Here is an 18,771-nt window from a genome sequence, read left to right as displayed (position 1 = left end):
AAAAAGAAAACCGATGCCGCGAACGGCACCGATTCATCGAAGACTTCATGCAAATAGGGACGCAATGAATTGTCCTTCTTGTTCGGTCACATCCACGAGCGGGAGCCGTACGCCACCGACCGAAACCCCTCGAAGGTTAAGCGCATATTTCACCGGGGCCGGGTTGGGGCGGAAGAACAATCCGCTGAAAATCGGCAAAAGCTGCCCATGCAGCTTAGCCGCTTCCTGTACGTTCCCCTGCAAGTAGCAGTTTATCATATTTTTCATTTCTTTTCCAATTACATGACTGGCTACGCTGACCACGCCGTACGCTCCGACCGATAAGGCCGGCAGCGTCATGCTGTCATCGCCGGTATACACGCGAAACCCGGACGCAGCGCCGCTCACGATTTGCGTTAATTGGTCAGTGCCCGCGCAATCTTTCGTCGCGACGATGTTCGGAATTTGGGAGAGCCGAATCGTCGTCTGCGCATCGATGTTCACGCTAGTACGGCCCGGAACGTTGTACAAAATAACCGGAATCGAAACGGATTCTGCGATCGCTTTGAAATGCTGGTACAGCCCTTCTTGCGTCGGACGGTTGTAATAGGGTGCGACAAGCAGCAGCGCATCGACGCCGAGCTTCTCCGCTTCCTTGGACAAATGAATCGAGTGGGCCGTGTCGTAACTGCCCGTGCCGGCAATAATTTTCGCCCGTCCTCTCGCATGCGTAACGGCCGCTTTGAACGATTGCAGCTTCTCTTCCTCGGTGAGAGTCGGGGACTCCCCCGTCGTGCCGCAAATGACGAGGCTGTCGCTTTGTTGGTCGTCAATCAAATAGTCCATTACTTTCTCGAATTGTGCCCAGTCGACGTTAAGATTCTCATCGAACGGGGTAATCATAGCCGTTACCAGTCTTCCGAAATCCACGACCTTCTCCTCCTTACGAGCTTATTTATGCAGATTGAATTTTCGATGCAAAGCCCGTACCGCCCGGGCCATATCTTCCCCTTGCACCAACACCCAAATGGTTGTATTGGAGTCGGCGGATTGCAAAATCTGTATATCTTGGTCCGTCAACGCTTCAACGATCGTGGCCATAATGCCGGGAACGCCGTTCATGCCGCCGCCGACGATCGACACCTTGGCGCAATGTGACGTGATCAGCGGCGTCAAGCCGAGCTCGGCCAGCGCTTTCAAAGCGCGGTCCGTTTCCTGATCGAAGACGGTGTACACGACGCCTGACGGGTTGACATTAATGAAATCGACGCTGATCCTCTCTCTCGCCATCGCCTTAAACACGCGAAGCTGCAGATCGAATGCGCCTTCCTGCGCGGCTACCCGAATTTGGGAAATGCCGGGAACATGCGCGATTCCGGTAACGAAACGGTCATGAAGCGTACCCGATTGTTTCATCGCTTCGGGATGCGTGACAAGCGTTCCCGGGTGCTTGTTGAAGGTGGAGCGCACACGCACCGGAATGCCGGCTTGCATAGCCATTTCGACGGCGCGCGGATGGATGACTTTCGCCCCTAAATGCGCCATATTGCAAATTTCCGTATACGATACGACATCCAGCGGCTTCGCATCTTCGACGATCCGCGGGTCCGCCGTCAATATGCCGCTCACATCGGTGAATATATCGACGATTTCGGCCTTCAGCGCAGCGCCTAGCGCCGTCGCCGACGTATCGCTGCCGCCCCGGCCGAGCGTCGTCAAATCCCCGCCTGACGTCTGGCCCTGGAAGCCGGCCACAATGACAACGTTTCCTTGCTCAAGCAGGTCCAAGATTCGATTCGGCACGATCGAAACGATCTGTGCATTCCCGTAGTCATCATTCGTTTGAATCCCCGCCTGCGCCCCCGTCAATGCGACAGCGGGGATGCCGTTCGCATGCAGCAGGCTGCAAAGCGTCGCTGCCGATATGAATTCGCCGCAGCACAGCAGCAGATCCTTCTCTCTTGCCGGTAAACAGTCTCCGTTCTTGCTTATCCAATCCAGCAAGGTGTCTGTCGCGTAGGGCTCACCCTTCCGTCCCATCGCCGATACGACAACTACGAGTTTGTACTCCTGGTTCAAAGCGTCTTGAATGTGTTCGATTACGTTTGCTCTAGCTTCGGCAGTGGAAAGGGATGTGCCTCCAAATTTCTGCACCAAGATCTTCATCAAAGATCTCCCCTTTCGGTTCTTCCATTACTTGCAGCCGCCACTTCGAATGTCTTCGATCAGCAGCTTGCAAGCAAAAGCTTGGCTTCCCGTACGAAACGGGAAGCCAGCCTCTTCGTTAGTTTTGTTCGATCGCGATGTACTCGGCGATTTGCACGGCATTCCACGCCGCGCCCTTCAACAAGTTGTCGGATACAATCCACAGGTTGAGCGCGCGAGGATTGCTCAGGTCGCGGCGAACGCGGCCGACGAACGTCTCCAGCTTGCCGGCGGCATCCGTCGCCAGAGGGTATACTTGCTCCGCCGGATTGTCCTGGAGGATGATTCCCGGTGCATCGGCAAGCAGCTGTTTCACTTCTTCGATGTCGAAATCGCTTTTCAGTTCGACATAAACCGACTCCGAATGACCGTAAACAACCGGAACACGCACACAAGTCGCCGTTACTTCAAGCGATTCGTCGCCCATAATTTTTTTCGTTTCGTTGATCATTTTCATCTCTTCGTAAGTAAATCCGTTCTCGACGAATTTGTCGATCTGCGGAATGGCATTGAAGGCGATTTGATGTTTTTTCGGCAGCGAACCAACCGGTAAAATTTGCGGCTCCACCTCATTGCCTGCGAGCACCTCGCGGGATTGGCGAAGCATTTCGTCGATCGCGCGCGCACCTGCGCCGGATACCGCTTGATAAGTCGATACGATGATACGGGAAATCCCGTAGCGGTCGTAGAGCGGCTTCAGCGTTTGCACCATTTGGATCGTCGAGCAGTTCGGGTTGGCGATAACGCCTTTATGTTCGTTCACTTTGTCAATGTTGACTTCCGGCACGACAAGCGGCGTATCCGGATCCATCCGGAATGCGCTAGTGTTATCTACGCAAACCGTGCCATGCTTGATCGCTTCCGGAATGAGCGCTTTACTGACGTCTCCGCCTGCGCTGAACAGCGCGATGTCGACGCCCTGAAAGCTGTCCGGCGTCGCTTCCTGCACCGTAATTTCTTGACCTTTAAACGAAACCTTCGAGCCTGCCGAACGAGCGGAGGACAGAAGTTTAAGCTCTTGAATGGGGAAATTCCGTTCCGCCAGCAAACGGATGATTTGTTCTCCTACGGCACCTGTTGCGCCTACGACGGCAACGTTAAACAATTTTTGATTCGACATGTAGTTCTCTCCCCTGCAGTATGTTTGCCATAATCTATAAATTTAGTAATTAAAACGTTCAATCAGCATCGGCTGAAGCTGTTTGCCTTGGAGCGCCGCTTCGCACGTTTCCATAATCAAGTCCATGCGGGCCACGAGCGAATTCGGTTTGGCCGCCGGCGCATCTTGTCCGTAAGGGACGAAGTAGATGTTTTTCGTGATCAGCAGCTTGCCGACGTTCATGGCGTTCAATCCGAGCCCGTCATTCGTGGAAATCGCGAGCACAAGCGGACGTCCGTTCCGCATTTGCGCTTTGGCGGCCATCAGCACCGGGCTTTCCGTCATCGCATTGGCCAGCTTGCTCGTCGTATTTCCCGTGCAAGGCGCGATAACCATGACATCGAGCAGTTTCGAAGGACCGAGCGGTTCGGCATCTACAATTGAAGAAATAATATCATTTCCTGTGATCTCTTTCAACTGTTTTTGCCAATTTTCCGAGGTTCCGAAGCGCGTATCGGTCGTCATAATCGTATTCGAAACGATTGGCACCACCCTCGCTCCCTCGTCGACGAAACGTTTAATTTGCGGCATGACTTCCTCAAACGTACAATGGGAGCCGGTCAACGCGAAACCTACCGTTGTTTTTGTCCAATCCATCAGGCATTCCTCCTAGTCGCTTCATCTTCCATGATGATGCGGATTATCGTATCCGCCATGATCCGGCCCGCCGTCTTCGGCGCCACGATGCCCGGCAATCCGGGAGCGAGCATCGCCTTGACGCCGCGCTTCTCCGCAAACCGGAAATCGGTGCCGCCCGGCTTCGAAGCCAAGTCGATGATGATGGCACGATGCGGAATGTTCGCAATAACTTGCGCCGTCACGATCAACGAAGGTATCGTGTTGTACAGGAAATCGACTTTGGACACATGGGAGATCAATTCCTTCGAATAAAAAGGATTCATGCCCATCTCCGTGGCGCGGGCAAAATATTCGGGCCTATTCACCCCGAATCTGACCTTCGCCCCCATCCCTTGAAGCGTCCGGGCAAGCGTAATGCCCGTACGGCCAAATCCGAGCACCATCGATTCGGAGCCATGAATCGTAATGTCCGTGTTCTGGATCGCCATCATAATAGCGCCTTCCGCCGTCGGGATGGAATTGTAGATCGCCACGTCATCGCGGTCGAACAGTTCGACGAGTCCGATGCCGACAGTGGAACACAGCTCGCGTAAGTAAGGCTTCGCCATGCCGGTGAACACTTTGGCGTGTTTCGGCAAGGCGGCTATATGTTCATGTGACAGACGTAATTCCTTCGAAGAAAATATGCTTTCGACGCGTCCTTGGTCATCGGTTCCTACGGCTGGCAATATCAGGGCATCCAGGCTTTCTAAGGCTTCCGGCGTCAGCTCCGCCTTGGTGATCCCGCTGAACCCGTTTTGGAGATTGTCGAATCCGATCAGTACGACAGTGGCGTCCAGCTCGGAGCATTTGTGAATAATCTCGAGCTGTCTGGCGTCGCCGCCGATCAAACCCACATGAATCCCGGTCAGCATTCCTTTCACCTCTTTCTAAATCGCTCTCGATAACTTATCTTATGCGGTTGCCCAGAGATGGGTTCCAGCGCGGGAGAACGTCTGAAGAGGCGAAGCTTCGGCTCGCCGGGACTCTACAGGAAGAGCGGCAAGCACAAAAAAAGGACAGGGGCGCCCTGTCCTTTTCAATTCCCTATCGTTATTTTGTTCCCGTATGGCCAAAGCCGCCGACGCCGCGAACGGTGTCGTCAAGCTCATCCGTTTCAACCAGACGAATTTGCGGTACGCGCTGGAATACCATTTGCGCAATTCGTTCTTTCCGTTCGATGGTGAACGGTTCCCGGCCGTGATTAATCAGAAGCACCTTCACTTCGCCGCGGTAATCGGCGTCGACCGTGCCCGGCGCATTAAGCGTCGTTATCCCGTGCTTGAACGCAAGTCCGCTGCGCGGCCTGATTTGCGCCTCCAGCTCGCCCGGCATCGCCAGCGCGAAGCCGGTCGGGATCAGCGCCCGTTCGCCCGGCGCAAGCACAACCGGCTCGCCGACGGCGGCGTACAGGTCGAAGCCGCTCGCAATCTCCGACATTTTCACCGGCAGCGGCATGTCTTCATTCCCCGGCAGCCGTTTAATCCGCACGTCAAACATCTCAGACAAGCTGATCCCTCCCGAACCCGTCAATCGCATCGTTCGACTGGCCTACCATCGCCAGCGCAAACGGAGTTGACAGCAAACTTGCGGTTAAAGCCTGAATTTGTTCCATCTCGACGCGTTCGATCCGCTCAATCATTTCGTCGAGGCTGTAATGTCTGCCGAGCATCAGCTCGTTCTTGCCGATGCGGTTCATCCGGCTGCTCGTGCTTTCCAGGCTAAGAATCAGACTGCCCTTCATTTGCTCCTTGCCCTTGCGCAGTTCAGCCGGAGTCAAGCCGTTGCGCTTGATGTCATCCAGCATCTCCATTGTCACCTTCAGCACTTCGACCGTTTGCTTCGGCGCGGTTCCGGTATAAATCGTAAACATCCCGCCGTCCTGATACGACGTATGATAGGAGTAGACCGAGTACGCAAGTCCCCGCTTCTCGCGAATTTCTTGGAACAAACGGGAGCTCATGCCGCCGCCGATCGCATTGTTCAACAGAATCATCGCGTACAGGCGCTCGTCGGTCACCGATAATCCGGGCAGCGACAAGCAGATATGATTTTGTTCCGTCTTCTTCTGGTAATATTCGAGCTCGCTATGGAAGCCGAGCGGTTCCCGCGTCTCCGGCGCCGCATCGCCAGCGAAGCCGCTGAAATGCTGCTCGATCAGCTTGAGCACGTCGTCGTTCACATTGCCGGCGATGCTGACAACCGTATTGGACGGCGTATAGTGCGTTTTCATATAGCTTCTCAAGGTGTCGGAGTTCATCGCAGCCAAGTTATCCTGCGTGCCGATGATCGTATACCCGAGCGTATGTCCGCCGAAAGCCGCACGTGCGATCAAATCGTGGACCATATCGTCCGGCGTATCTTCATACATCGAAATTTCTTCGTAAATAACGTTCTTTTCTTTCTCCAGCTCAGCCGGATCGAACACGGACCGGAAAAACATGTCCGACAGCACTTCTACCGCCAGCGGCAAGTGCTCGTCAAGCACCTTGCAATAATAACACGTGTATTCTTTCGAGGTGAACGCATTGACGTTGCCGCCGATACCGTCGAAAATTTCGGCGATATCTTTAGCCGAGTATTTGTCGGTTCCCTTAAAGAGCATGTGCTCGATGAAATGGGAAATCCCGTTGTTCTTTTCATTCTCATTGCGCGATCCGGTTTTGACCCAAATGCCGAATGCGACGGAGCGGCACGTCGGAATTTTCTCTATGACGACACGCAGTCCATTATTGAGGGTATATTTGTCCAAGCAAAGAAGCCTCCTCATTCGTTCGGCTTATGCAGCCACCCGATTGGTATAATATTTAGATCTTAACATTATTGCCCTTTCGACTCAACTTCGGGAATGCGATCCGCCGAAATCACTTCGCTGACGGTGCCGAGCCGAAGTCCTTTGCTCTTGATGGCGTGAATCATCCCGGCCAGCGCTTCGCTGCTGGACGGCGTCGGATGCATCAGGATGAGCGATCCCGGCTCCACCCGTGTCGTCACTTTGCGAACAATCGATGCCGGCTCCGGCTTCTTCCAATCGATCGTATCGAGGGTCCAGAGAATCGTACGCAGCTTCAGCTCATGCGCCACCTCGACCGTCGTCTGATTGAAATCGCCGGAAGGAGGCGCGAATAGCTTGTTCGTCACACCTGCCTCCTTCAGCAGTTGTTCGGTCTTGGTAATTTCAGCCGTATTCTGCTCGCGGCTCAGTTTGCTCATATTTTTGTGAGAATACGCATGGTTCCCCAGCTCATGACCGCGTTCCGCAATTTTCTTCGCGGTTTCCACATTTTTCGAGAGCCATTTCCCATCCAGGAAAAAAGTCGCACGTACTCCTTCCTTCTCGAGCGTATTCAGCATGGGCGTAATATATTCATCTCCCCACGCAACATTGATCATCAAACCGACCATCCGCTTATGCGGGTTGCCTTTATAAATCGGATGCGGTCCCAATTGATCGAGCCCGATCTGCGGCGGCACCTCCCGAAGAACGATCGGCAGCGGCTGTCGAAACGATTGCGCTTCGGCTGCGGCCAATGACCGATCGATATCGACCTCGATCCCGTTGTAACCCGGCAGCGCCTTCCAGACCGGATCGATCTTGGCATTCACGGCAGGAACGTTCCGCTTCTCCGCCTCGGCGCGCAGGTAAGCGAGCGCCTGCGAGCGTGTGTCGCCCGCATCCTCCCGCCATACTTGCCTTGTGAGCGCTTTGAACGGATCTGCGAACGCGAAGGACCGCCCGGCTTCGCCTGCTTGCCGCGCATGCTCGGTAAACCGCTCCACGCCCGGTGATTGCTGAACGAACAACAGCATGCCGCCTAAACAGGCAGATGCCACCAACAGCAGTTGACGTTGCTTTCGATTCATAAGGGTTGTCTCCGTTCCTTTTGTTTGTCCCATTCATATGCAGGGGCAGACAAGTTTAGACCCGGAGAAGCCGATGCGTGCGCGGTATCGATCAAAAGACCATGCAGGCGGACACAACAAAAAAGAGACAGACTGCTCTGACTCTTTCTTCGTTACGACTACACAAGCGGTGCAGCGCGGATTATTAAGTTTGTGCGGGAGTGCTCGGAGGTGTAAGCAGTACTTTACGCGACAGGTTGACCCGACCTTGAGCGTCGATTTCGGTTACCTTGACCGTAATTTGGTCGCCGATCTTCACAACGTCCTCCACTTTCGCCACACGTTCGGTGGACAGCTGAGAAATATGGACCAAGCCGTCTTTACCCGGCAAAATCTCTACAAACGCGCCGAATTTCTCGATACGCCGCACGGTGCCTAAATAAATTTCACCGACGACTACTTCGCGTACGATGCCTTCAATGATGGAACGGGCTTTCTCGTTCATCTCGCTGTTCGACGATGCGATGAATACGCGTCCGTCCTGCTCGATGTCGATTTTCACGCCGGTTTCCTCAATGATTTTGTTGATGATTTTACCTCCGGCCCCGATCACGTCGCGGATTTTGTCCGGATTGATCTGCATGGTCACGATTTTCGGCGCGTATTGCGAAAGCTCGGACTTCGGCTCGGAGATGCGCTCCATCATTTTATCCAAAATGTACATCCGGCCCGTCTTCGCTTGCTCCAGCGATTGCGCGAGGATGTCGCGGTCGATGCCGTCGATCTTGATATCCATCTGCAGCGCTGTGACGCCTCTCGCCGTTCCGGCTACCTTGAAGTCCATATCGCCGAGATGATCTTCCATCCCCTGGATGTCGGTCAAAATCGAGAATTGATCGCCGTCCTTGATGAGCCCCATCGCAACGCCCGCAACCGGCGCTTTAATCGGAACGCCTGCATCCATCATCGCGAGCGTGCTTGCGCAAATGCTGGCCTGCGACGTCGAGCCGTTCGACTCGAGCACCTCGGATACAAGACGAATCGTATACGGGAAGTCCGTTTCGTTCGGAATGACCGCTTCCAGGGCGCGTTCGCCCAAAGCGCCGTGACCGATTTCGCGGCGGCCCGGAGGACGAAGAGGTCTTGCTTCGCCTACGCTGAACGGAGGGAAGTTATAGTGATGCATAAACCGTTTGGATTCTTCCAAATCGATCCCGTCCAAAATTTGCACGTCGCCCAGCGCGCCAAGCGTACAAATGGACAAGGCTTGCGTTTGACCGCGCGTAAACAAGCCGGAGCCGTGCGTACGCGGCAGCAAATTGATGTCGCATTCGATCGGGCGAATCTCATCCAGAGCTCGTCCGTCCGGACGGATTTTATCGTGCGTAATCAGGCGGCGGACTTCTTCCTTCACGATATCGTACAACGTTTCTTTAACGTCATCCATCTTATCCGGTGTTTCCGCGTACACCGCGATGAAATGTTCCTTCGTTTCTGCGTTGATCGCGTCGATCGCATCTTGGCGTGCGTGCTTCTCCGGAATTCTGACCGCTTCCACGAGACGGGCTTGAGCGAATTCGCGAACCGCCTTGCTCACTTCAGCGTCCACCGTGTGCAGTTTCACTTCCATCTTCGGCTTGCCGACTTGCGCCACGAGCTGCTCCTGCAGCGCTACGATCTTACGGATTTCGTCATGACCGAACATGATCGCCTCGAGCATCACTTCTTCCGGCACTTCGTCCGCTCCCGCTTCGACCATCATGATCGCATCCTTCGTGCCGGCGACCACCAGATGAATATCGCTCTTCTCCGCTTGCGCGAGCGTCGGATTGATGACGAATTGACCGTCTACCCGGCCTACGATAACGCCGCCGACCGGACCGCTGAACGGAACGTCGGAGATGCTAAGCGCCGCGGATACGCCGATCATGGCAGCCATCTCCGGCGTGCAATCCTGGTCTACGCTCATCACGATCGCAACGACTTGAACATCATTCCGGAATCCTTCCGGGAACAACGGACGAATCGGGCGGTCGGTCAGCCGGCTAGCCAATATCGCTTTCTCGCTCGGACGGCCTTCGCGCTTGATGAAACCGCCCGGAATTTTACCTACGGAGTACAAACGCTCCTCGTAGTTCACTGTTAACGGGAAAAAATCCAAATCTTTCGGTTCGGCAGAAGCCGTCACCGTACATAATACGACCGTTTCCCCGTAGCGGGCAACGACCGCGCCGTTGGCTTGCTTCGCCAATCGTCCGGTCTCCAGCACGAGAGTCCGGCCCCCAAGATCCATCTGAACCTTACTTTCCATACAAAACCTCCTAGTGTTGGCGTTCGTTCATAACATGAGCCTTCGAGATATGCCTATGTATGCCCGTTCGCACGGAACTGTTGTACTAAACCATTCTATGTAATGGTTAGTATTTCCTTCTTTTTGCGAAAACATTAGCCAAAAAAAGCAACCCCGAATCCCCGTGCATCCAAATGCAAACGATCTGGAGCGCCCCAAGGACAAACGTGGTTGCTTTGATTGTGGAATTAGCCGCGAATTAACGACGAAGACCGAGTTTCTCAATCAGTGCGCTGTAACGCTTAACGTCTTTGTTTTTCAAGTACGTCAGCAGCTTACGGCGTTGACCGACCATTTTGAGCAGACCGCGACGAGAATGGTGATCCTTCTTGTGCGTCTTCAAATGGCTCGTCAAGTTCACGATGTTTTCCGTCAGGATCGCGATTTGCACTTCAGGGGACCCTGTATCATTTTCATGAGTCTTGTGCGTTTGGATCAATTCCTGTTTACGCTCTTGTGTCAATGCCATTGTTGATTCACCTCCATATAAGTATATCTCCGGTAGCCCAGAGACCGTCGGAGTCTCGATTCTCCACGCTACGGATGTATGTGCAAGGCGAAATCCGATAGATTCTATCGAATCCCGATTCGACAACGTTTCATAGTATAGCATATCGGATAGATAAAAGTAAAATAAAATCCGCTTGCAGCTGTTATTTCTTTTCCATCAGCGTCTGTTTGGCACGATCGGCGTCCTGACCGATCTGTGCGATCAACTCCTGAATCGACGCGAATTTACGCTCGGCCCGAATATAGTCGACCATCCGCACTTTCACGCGTTCTCCATAAATCGTCTCGCTAAAGTCAAACAAATGCGCCTCCAAGGTCGGTTGAAGCAAGCCGTCCGTGAACGTCGGCTTCACGCCGACATTCATCACCGCGCCGTGCCAGCGCCCTCGTGCGAACACTTCGACGGCGTAAACACCGTTGGCGGGCAGCACATAAGGGTCGGATAAGGCGATATTGGCCGTCGGATAACCGATCGTGCGGCCGCGTGCGTCGCCGTGCACGACATCGCCCTGAAGCTCGTAGGCTCGTCCAAGCAGCTCCGCCGCTTCGCGCACGTCTCCGGCCTGCAGACAGCTGCGAATTCTCGTACTGCTGACCTTGTCTCCGTGCAGGTGAAACGGGCGCACGATTTCGACGGCGAAACGGCCCTTCGCCAGCTCGCACAGCGTATCGGGCGTACCTGCCCCTTTATAACCGAACGTAAAGTCGAAACCGACAAACACGGTGTCCAAACCGAGCGGCACGAGCATATGCTCGACGAAGTCCTCAGGACTGACGCGCATGAACGATTCGTTAAACTCGACCACATACGTCATGTCCACGCCAAGCCCGCTTAACACTTCGTGCTTCAATGCCAGCGGAGTAAGCAGCTGCACGTAATGCTTCATCCCCAGCAGCTCCCTCGGATGAGGATGAAACGTCATAATCGCTGCGCCGCTGTCAAGTTCCCGGCCTCGCTCCACCGCAAGGCGTATCACTTCTTGGTGCCCCAGGTGCACACCGTCAAAATCACCGATCGCCAGCACCTGCGGACGACGGCCAGACCGCTCTGGCCCTTCCAGCGGAAACGAAAGCGATACCGTATGCATCATCGTTACGTTCACCTACAATCCCATTACGAAAATTACGAAAAAATTTTGACCGGCCGCAGCAGGCCTGATTCTGCATTCCATTCGTACACGCCGACCAAAAGCTCCGGTTCCCCATCGGAATAAGCGGCGATTTGTCCGGTTTCATCCGGCTGTAATCGTTCAAGCCCGACACGCTGATCTTCGTCCAAGCGAAGCTTCTGACCGAGCAGCGCTTTCGCCACTTGGTCCGCATGAAGACGCACCTGCGGCAGATGGCGCAGCGCTTCTTCCATAGAGACAAGGTGCGAGGCCAAGACGCCTTCCTCGGCCAGCTGCTGCACCTGCTCGAGCGTTAAGCACCGTTCCGGCGTTAAATTGCCGGTCGACGTACGCACCAGTTCGGCCATGACCGCCGGAACCCCGAGCGCCTTGCCGATATCGGCGCACAACGTGCGGATGTAGGTGCCTTTGGAGCAAAGTACGCGAAAGCGTACGGCCGGATACTCGCCGCTCCAGTCGGTCTCCAGCACATCGATCCGATAAATCGTAACGACTCTCGACTTCCGTTCGACCTCGACGCCTTGACGAGCCAGCTCGTAAAGGCGTTTCCCCTCGACTTTAACCGCGGAATACATCGGCGGCACTTGCTCGATATCGCCGACGAACCGGTTGATAGCTTCGACCGCCTGTTCGGGGGTTAGTCGCTCGGAGACGCCTTCCATCCGCTCGATGGTCGTGCCGGTCAAGTCTTCGGTATCGGTAGCCAGGCCCAGCCAGACGTTAGCTTCGTACTCCTTGGGCAAATCCTGGATATACTCCACGACACGCGTAGCACGTCCGATACATAGGGGAAGCACGCCGGTCACTTGCGGATCGAGCGTGCCGGTATGTCCGATTCGTTTTATTTTTAAAATACGGCGCACTTTCGCCACAACATCGTGCGAGGTGTAGCCCTTCGGCTTCCAAATCGGTAAAATGCCTTCCAACGTCATGAGAGCGCCATCCCTACTTCCTGTACGACGCGTTCGATCGCTTCCTCCAAGGTACCGTGGATCGTGCACCCTGCCGCGCGCACATGACCTCCGCCTCCGAACCGCTGCGCGAGCTCTGCGACGTTCGCCTGTCCGCCCGATCGCAGGCTGACCTTCACAACCCCCGGCTGCTTCTCCTTGAACATCATGCCGACTTCGACGCCCTCGACGTTACGGGCATAATTGACCAGCCCGTCCATATCCTCGCTGGCCGCTTCCGACGAACGTAAATCATCGAGCGAAACCGACAGCCAAGCGATCCGGTTATCGTGAGAGAACGAAAGAGTGTTCAACGTTTTCTTCAGCAATGAAATTTGTCCGAAGGTCATCGTTTCGAGCAGTCTTTCCGCCAAATCGTGCCCCTGAACGCCGCGATTTAATAAATCAGCTGCAATCTGCAGCACCTTCGGCGACGTATTCGAATAGCGGAACCCCCCGGTATCGGTTAGCAGTCCGGAATAAATGCAGACGTTCCATTCCGCACTAAAGGGCAGGCCCAGTTCAACAGCTAAATCGTACAGCACTTCAACCGTTGCCGCCGCATCCGCTTTCACCACGTTCACCGTTCCGAACAGATCGTTGGTCGCGTGATGATCGATGTTCAGCAGGAGGGCGTCCGGCTCGAAGCAGTCTTTCACTTTGCCGATTCGTCCGAAGTCCGCGCAATCGACGGAGATGACCTTCCCGAACATACGGTTCGGGCGGTCCTTCTCGTAATCGATAATGGGGAGAGAGCCGGCCATAAACTTAAATTTCTCCGGCATCCGTCCTTCGTTGATCAAGGTAAAGCGCTTGTTCATAGCGTGCAGCATCCAGGCGACGCCGAACGTCGACCCGGCGGCGTCCCCATCAGGCTGCATGTGAGACACCACCAGAAAATCGTCGTTCCCCCGGATGAAATCGGCAGCCGCTTGAAGCTGTACGGCATAGTCCGATCCGCTGCTCATAGATTCGCGTTCCCTTCATTAATCTGATGAAGGAGCGATTCGATTTTGGAGCCGTAGTCGATCGACGCGTCGAATTTGAACAAGAGCTCCGGAATTTTACGCATCCGGATCCGTTTGCCGAGCTCGGCACGGATGAAACCGCTGCTGCGCCCAAGCGCCTTCAACGTCTCTTGCTTCTGCTCATCACTGCCCAAGACACTTAAGTAAACTTTGGCCTGTGAAAAGTCGTTCGTAACGTCAACGCCGGTTACCGTAATGAAACCGATTCGCGGATCTTTCAGTTCAGATTGGATGATTTGGCTGATTTCTTTTTTAATTTGCTCGCCAACTCGGCCCACGCGAATTTTTGCCATAGCGTCCTCACCTCTTACCTCTCTACAGTCTCCATGACGAAGGCTTCAATCGTGTCCCCTTCTTTAATATCGTTGAATTTCTCTACAGATATACCGCACTCGTAGCCTTGAGCGACTTCTTTGACGTCGTCCTTGAACCGCTTGAGCGAGTCGACTTTCCCTGTAAATACTACGATACCGCCGCGAATGACGCGCAATTCGGCGTTTCGGTTAATTTTACCGGAGGTGACCATGCAGCCGGCAATCGTTCCGACTTTGGACACTTTGAAAATATTGCGAACCTCCGCTTGACCGATGACCACTTCTTTATAGGTCGGGTCGAGCAGTCCTTTCATCGCCGATTCGATCTCTTCCATCACTTTGTAGATGATGCTGTGGAGTCGAATGTCGACCTTCTCTTGATCGGCCGTGTTTTTCGCTTGCGGCTCCGGACGGACGTTGAAGCCGATGATGATCGCGTTGGAGGCCGAGGCTAAAATAACGTCGGACTCGGTGACGGCGCCTACGCCGCTAAGCAGGATTTTCACGCGAGCGCCTTCCACGTCGATCTTCTCGAGGGAGCCTTTCAACGCTTCCGCGGAACCTTGCACGTCCGCTTTGATGATGACGTTGAGATCCTTGACTTCGCCTTCTTTGATCTGTTTGTACAGATCGTCCAGCGTTACGCGGGAATTCGCACCCATCTCCGACTGACGAAGCGTAATCGCACGCTTCTCGGCGATTGCCCTTGCTTTGCGCTCATCCTCGAACACGAGGAACGGATCGCCGGCTTGCGGCACTTCGGTCATCCCGGTAATTTCGACCGGGGTGGATGGACCCGCTTCTTTCAACTTCTTGCCTTTATCGTTAACCATAGCCCGAACGCGGCCGAAGTGTACGCCGGCTACAAAGCTGTCGCCGACTTTAAGGGTACCGTGCTGAATGAGGACGCGAGCGACCGGCCCTTTACCTTTATCCAGCTCGGCCTCGATCACCGTACCTCTTGCGCGCTTGTTCGGATTCGCTTTAAATTCTTGAACTTCGGATACGAGCAAAATCATATCGAGCAAATTCTCAAGCCCGATCCGCTGCTTGGCCGAAATGTTGCAGAAAATCGTATCGCCGCCCCACTCTTCCGGAACGAGCTCGTAGGCCGTAAGCTCTTGTTTGATATGATCCGGATTCGCATCCGGCTTATCGATTTTGTTAACCGCCACGATAATCGGCACTTTGGCCGCTTTGGCATGGGCGATCGCCTCAATCGTTTGCGGCATAACGCCGTCGTCCGCTGCGACTACGATGATCGTGATATCGGTCACCTGGGCGCCGCGGGCGCGCATCGAAGTGAACGCTTCGTGACCCGGGGTATCGAGGAACGTAATTTTTTTACCGTTCGTTTCAACTTGGTACGCCCCGATATGCTGCGTAATACCGCCGGCTTCGCCTTCCGTCACATTCGTTTTGCGAATCGCATCGAGCAGCGTCGTCTTCCCGTGGTCGACGTGACCCATGATGGTGACGACCGGAGGACGCTCCTGCAAATCTTCGTCGTCGTCCTTCTCTTCGAAATTCTCGAACTTGTCTTCCTCCACCGGAATTTTCAGTTCGACCTCAACGCCGTAATCGGAAGCAAGCAGTTGAATCGCGTCCAAATCAAGCTCCTGGTTGATGGTCGCCATCACGCCGAGGAACAACAGCTTCTTGATGACCTCGGAAGCGTCTTTATGCAGCGATTTAGCCAACTCGCCGACCGTCATCGTACCGCGCACGATAATTTTCTTCGGCGTGTTGTCGATCTTCGGCTTCGGCGGCTCTTGTTGGAAACGACCGCCCCTGCCCTGGTTTCTGCCGTTGCCGCGGTTGCCCGGGCCGCGATTGCCGCCTCGGTTATCGAACTGCCTTTGCGGCGGTCTGGCCTTTTTCGCTTTAGCCCCTGCATCGTCACCGTCGATATCTACAACCGCTCCCACCGGTTTCGGAGGAATAGTCGCAGGACGACCGGAATCGCGACGGTCGCGATCGTTCGGACGCGATTCGCCGGGACGGCTGCGTTGACCTTGGCCGCTGCCTGGAGTCGAACCGCCTTGAGTTCCCTGCGGACGGCTTGGGCCGCTTGTACGGTTACCTTGACCACCGCCGAACGAGCTTTGGCCGCCGCCTTGACCGCCTGGACGGTTTTGCCCGCTGCCTTGGCCCTGGCCTTGACCGCCTGGACGATACCCGCCGCCTTGACCTTGGCCTTGGCCGCCTTGACGGTACCCGCCGCCTTGACCCTGGCCTTGACCGCCTGGACGATACCCGCCGCCTTGACCTTGGCCTTGGCCGCCTTGACGGTACCCGCTGCCTTGACCTTGACCTTGGCCTTGGCCGCCTTGACGGTTTTGCCCGCCGCCTTGACCTTGGCCTTGGCCGCCTTGGCGGTATCCACCGCCCTGACCTTGGCCGCCCTGACGGTTTTGCCCGCCGCCTTGGCCTTGACCTTGGCCGCCTTGGCGATATCCGCCGCCGCCTTGACCTTGAGCGCTTTGGCGAGGCTCGCCGCTTTGACCGCCCTGCGGTCTTTCCTCTTGCTGGCTGCCGCTCGGTCTAGGCGATGCCGTCTGCACTTGCGCGGAAGCCGGACGCTGGTCCGGTTTCGGCTGGACGGCTACGGTCTGCTGTTTCGACTCTGGACGATTCGTATTCGCGGCCGGTTTGTTCGAGCCTTGGCTCGAACCGGAATCACTGCGTTTGGCCGCCGCATTTGCTTTAATATCTTTGAAAAATTTCTCTACACTATTCACCGCATCGTTCTCCATTACGCTCATATGATTGTTGACCGGAAGGCCCAGTCGTTTCAAAATCGTGATAATCTCTTTACTGCTCATGTTCAATGATTTCGCGTATTCGTATACTCTTAGTTTATCCTTATTGTTATCTTGTTTTGTCAATACAGTCCACCTCCGAGCGATTTTACTGCTTCAATAACAATCGCGCAAATCCCGCATCGGTTACGGCAATGACGACTCGCGCTTCTTTCCCGATACTGGCTCCCAGCTGATCCCGGCTGCCGTATTGATGAATAGGAACCTGATAATGACTACATTTATCGCTGAGCTTCTTCAGGGTATTGGCAGAAGCGTCCTCGGAGACGATAACAAGCTTAGCATCCCCGTGCCGAACCGATTCAATAACCATATCTTCCCCGGTCACCAGTTTTCCTGCGCGCATCGCAAGCCCTAAATTATTAAAAAAACGATCATTCATCGTCATCATCACCCGCCGCATGCTTTCCAGCAATAAACTCGTCTTCGACCTTTATAAAATCTTGCTCCAGTGCGTCGTAAATTTCAGGGCTGACCTGCGCCTTCAGCGCCCGATCGAGGGCCCGCGATTTCTTCGCCAGCTTAAAGCAAGAAGACTTGCCGCATAGGTAGGCGCCGCGTCCGGCTTTCTTGCCCGTCAGATCGATGAGCAGCTCATCGGTTGGGGTTTTGACGACGCGGATCAACTCCCGCTTGGGCATCATTTGCTGGCAGGCTACGCATTTGCGCAGCGGTGTTTTTCTAGGCTTCATCCGTTGCTCCCCCCCGTATGGCTAACAGGTCGATACGACCGCTTAATCGATGCTGACCGAATCCTGATGCATCTCTTCCGTGTAGGTCTTCGGACGTCCATACTCCTGTTCGGCTTGTGTCTCGCTCTTGATGTCGATTTTCCAGCCGGTCAGCTTGGCAGCAAGACGCGCGTTCTGGCCCTTGATGCCGATCGCCAGCGATAGCTGGTAGTCCGGCACGATGACACGGGCCATTTTCTCCGTTTCGAACACCTGCACCTCGATAACCTTGGACGGGCTGAGTGCGTTCGCCACATATTCTTCCACGCTGTCGACCCAGCGGACGATATCAATTTTCTCGCCCTTCAGCTCGCCGACGATCGTTTGCACGCGCATCCCCTTCGGTCCTACGCAGGAGCCGACCGGATCGACCTCCGCGTTGCGGGAGTAAACGGCGATTTTCGAACGAAAGCCGGCTTCGCGGGCGACGGACCGAATCTCAACGACGCCTTGGAAAATTTCAGGCACCTCGAGCTCGAACAGTCGTTTCAGCAAGCCGGGATGTGTGCGGGACAGGACGATTTGCGGTCCTTTGGTCGTATTCTCTACCTTCGTAATATACGCCTTGACCCGGTCGCCTTGTTTAAACTTATCGGTCGGCATCAGCTCCGTAAGCGGCATGACCGCTTCGATCTTGCCGAGATCGATGTACAGGTTTCGCTGGTCCTGGCGCTGCACGATACCGTTGACGATATCTTCTTCTTTATCGACGTAAGCGTTGTAGATAAGCCCGCGTTCAGCTTCCCGAATACGCTGCGTCACGACTTGCTTCGCTGTTTGCGCAGCGATGCGTCCGAAATCGCGAGGCGTCACTTCGATCTCGACGATATCGTTAAGCTGGTAATTCTGATTCATTTCTCTTGCGGCAAAAAGCGTAATTTCAAGACGCGGATCGAGCACTTCGTCTACGACAGTTTTGCGTGCATACACTTTGATCAAACCGGTGTGCCGGTTAATATCGACGCGCACGTTCTGAGCCGTGTTAAAGTTGCGTTTGTAGGCCGAGATCAAGGCCGCTTCGATCGCATCGATCAGCAAGTCCTTAGCGATCCCTTTCTCCCGTTCAATTTCATTTAAAGCTTCGATAAAATCCATGTTCATTTGAATGGAGTTCCCCCTCTCATAAAATGCG

Annotated in this window: 18 protein-coding genes; all 18 read right to left on the bottom strand. The window is 54.7% G+C overall.

The genetic code is table 11. The features are described from left to right. Positions 1–45 precede the first annotated feature (45 nt). Complete coding sequence (gene dapA, locus FKP33_RS03100; RefSeq protein WP_127604479.1) at positions 46–909, bottom strand: 4-hydroxy-tetrahydrodipicolinate synthase; 864 nt, start codon at positions 907–909, stop codon at positions 46–48. Positions 910–930: 21 nt separating this feature from the next. Then, positions 931–2,145, bottom strand: a complete 1,215-nt coding sequence (dapG, locus tag FKP33_RS03095; RefSeq protein ID WP_141333905.1) for an aspartate kinase — start codon at positions 2,143–2,145, stop codon at positions 931–933. A 118-nt stretch (positions 2,146–2,263) separates the two neighbouring features. Then, positions 2,264–3,304, bottom strand: a complete 1,041-nt coding sequence (locus tag FKP33_RS03090; protein ID WP_141333904.1) for an aspartate-semialdehyde dehydrogenase — start codon at positions 3,302–3,304, stop codon at positions 2,264–2,266. A gap of 42 nt (positions 3,305–3,346) precedes the next feature. Next, entirely contained in the window at positions 3,347–3,940 is a 594-nt protein-coding gene (locus FKP33_RS03085) for a dipicolinate synthase subunit B (RefSeq protein WP_141333903.1), read from the bottom strand. Further along, entirely contained in the window at positions 3,940–4,836 is an 897-nt protein-coding gene (gene dpsA / locus FKP33_RS03080) for a dipicolinate synthase subunit DpsA (protein WP_054799139.1), read from the bottom strand. Before dpsA ends, FKP33_RS03085 begins: the two co-directional genes overlap by 1 nt. Positions 4,837–5,014: 178 nt before the next feature. After that, entirely contained in the window at positions 5,015–5,461 is a 447-nt protein-coding gene (gene dut, locus FKP33_RS03075; protein ID WP_141333966.1) for a dUTP diphosphatase, read from the bottom strand. A gap of 1 nt (position 5,462) precedes the next feature. Continuing rightward, positions 5,463–6,713: a M16 family metallopeptidase gene (locus FKP33_RS03070; RefSeq protein ID WP_054795796.1), complete on the bottom strand. Its 1,251-nt coding sequence runs from the start codon at positions 6,711–6,713 to the stop codon at positions 5,463–5,465. A 68-nt stretch (positions 6,714–6,781) separates the two neighbouring features. Continuing rightward, the gene (locus FKP33_RS03065; protein ID WP_127604487.1) at positions 6,782–7,825 is read right to left on the bottom strand and encodes a polysaccharide deacetylase family protein; all 1,044 of its coding nucleotides are present in this window, start codon (positions 7,823–7,825) and stop codon (positions 6,782–6,784) included. 184 nt (positions 7,826–8,009) lie between these two features. Next, the gene (pnp, locus tag FKP33_RS03060; protein WP_127604489.1) at positions 8,010–10,115 is read right to left on the bottom strand and encodes a polyribonucleotide nucleotidyltransferase; all 2,106 of its coding nucleotides are present in this window, start codon (positions 10,113–10,115) and stop codon (positions 8,010–8,012) included. A 238-nt stretch (positions 10,116–10,353) separates the two neighbouring features. Then, entirely contained in the window at positions 10,354–10,623 is a 270-nt protein-coding gene (rpsO, locus tag FKP33_RS03055; RefSeq protein WP_054795795.1) for a 30S ribosomal protein S15, read from the bottom strand. A 184-nt stretch (positions 10,624–10,807) separates the two neighbouring features. After that, positions 10,808–11,752 (bottom strand): bifunctional riboflavin kinase/FAD synthetase, encoded by a 945-nt coding sequence (locus tag FKP33_RS03050; RefSeq protein ID WP_181410037.1) that lies wholly within the window; start codon positions 11,750–11,752, stop codon positions 10,808–10,810. A 35-nt stretch (positions 11,753–11,787) separates the two neighbouring features. Next, entirely contained in the window at positions 11,788–12,726 is a 939-nt protein-coding gene (gene truB / locus FKP33_RS03045; RefSeq protein WP_127604493.1) for a tRNA pseudouridine(55) synthase TruB, read from the bottom strand. Further along, complete coding sequence (locus FKP33_RS03040) at positions 12,723–13,712, bottom strand: DHH family phosphoesterase (RefSeq protein ID WP_054795793.1); 990 nt, start codon at positions 13,710–13,712, stop codon at positions 12,723–12,725. The genes truB and FKP33_RS03040 overlap by 4 nt, the downstream gene beginning before the upstream one ends. Further along, the gene (gene rbfA, locus FKP33_RS03035) at positions 13,709–14,065 is read right to left on the bottom strand and encodes a 30S ribosome-binding factor RbfA (RefSeq protein ID WP_127604497.1); all 357 of its coding nucleotides are present in this window, start codon (positions 14,063–14,065) and stop codon (positions 13,709–13,711) included. The genes FKP33_RS03040 and rbfA overlap by 4 nt, the downstream gene beginning before the upstream one ends. 14 nt (positions 14,066–14,079) lie before the next feature. Continuing rightward, complete coding sequence (gene infB, locus FKP33_RS03030; protein ID WP_141333902.1) at positions 14,080–16,974, bottom strand: translation initiation factor IF-2; 2,895 nt, start codon at positions 16,972–16,974, stop codon at positions 14,080–14,082. 22 nt (positions 16,975–16,996) lie between these two features. Beyond that, a complete protein-coding gene (locus tag FKP33_RS03025) occupies positions 16,997–17,296 on the bottom strand; it encodes a YlxQ family RNA-binding protein (protein ID WP_127604716.1) in 300 nt (99 codons plus the stop codon). After that, the gene (rnpM, locus tag FKP33_RS03020) at positions 17,283–17,600 is read right to left on the bottom strand and encodes an RNase P modulator RnpM (protein WP_054797008.1); all 318 of its coding nucleotides are present in this window, start codon (positions 17,598–17,600) and stop codon (positions 17,283–17,285) included. The genes FKP33_RS03025 and rnpM overlap by 14 nt, the downstream gene beginning before the upstream one ends. Positions 17,601–17,642: 42 nt before the next feature. Next, positions 17,643–18,740 carry a transcription termination factor NusA gene (gene nusA / locus FKP33_RS03015; RefSeq protein ID WP_054799598.1) on the bottom strand — a complete coding sequence of 366 codons (1,098 nt, stop codon included), beginning with the start codon at positions 18,738–18,740 and terminating at the stop codon, positions 17,643–17,645. Positions 18,741–18,771 lie beyond the last annotated feature (31 nt).

The sequence above is a fragment of the Paenibacillus sp. tmac-D7 genome, from assembly GCF_006519665.1.
In the GTDB taxonomy this organism is placed as follows: domain Bacteria; phylum Bacillota; class Bacilli; order Paenibacillales; family NBRC-103111; genus Paenibacillus_G; species Paenibacillus_G validus.
This window is presented reverse-complemented; position numbering and strand designations above follow the sequence as displayed.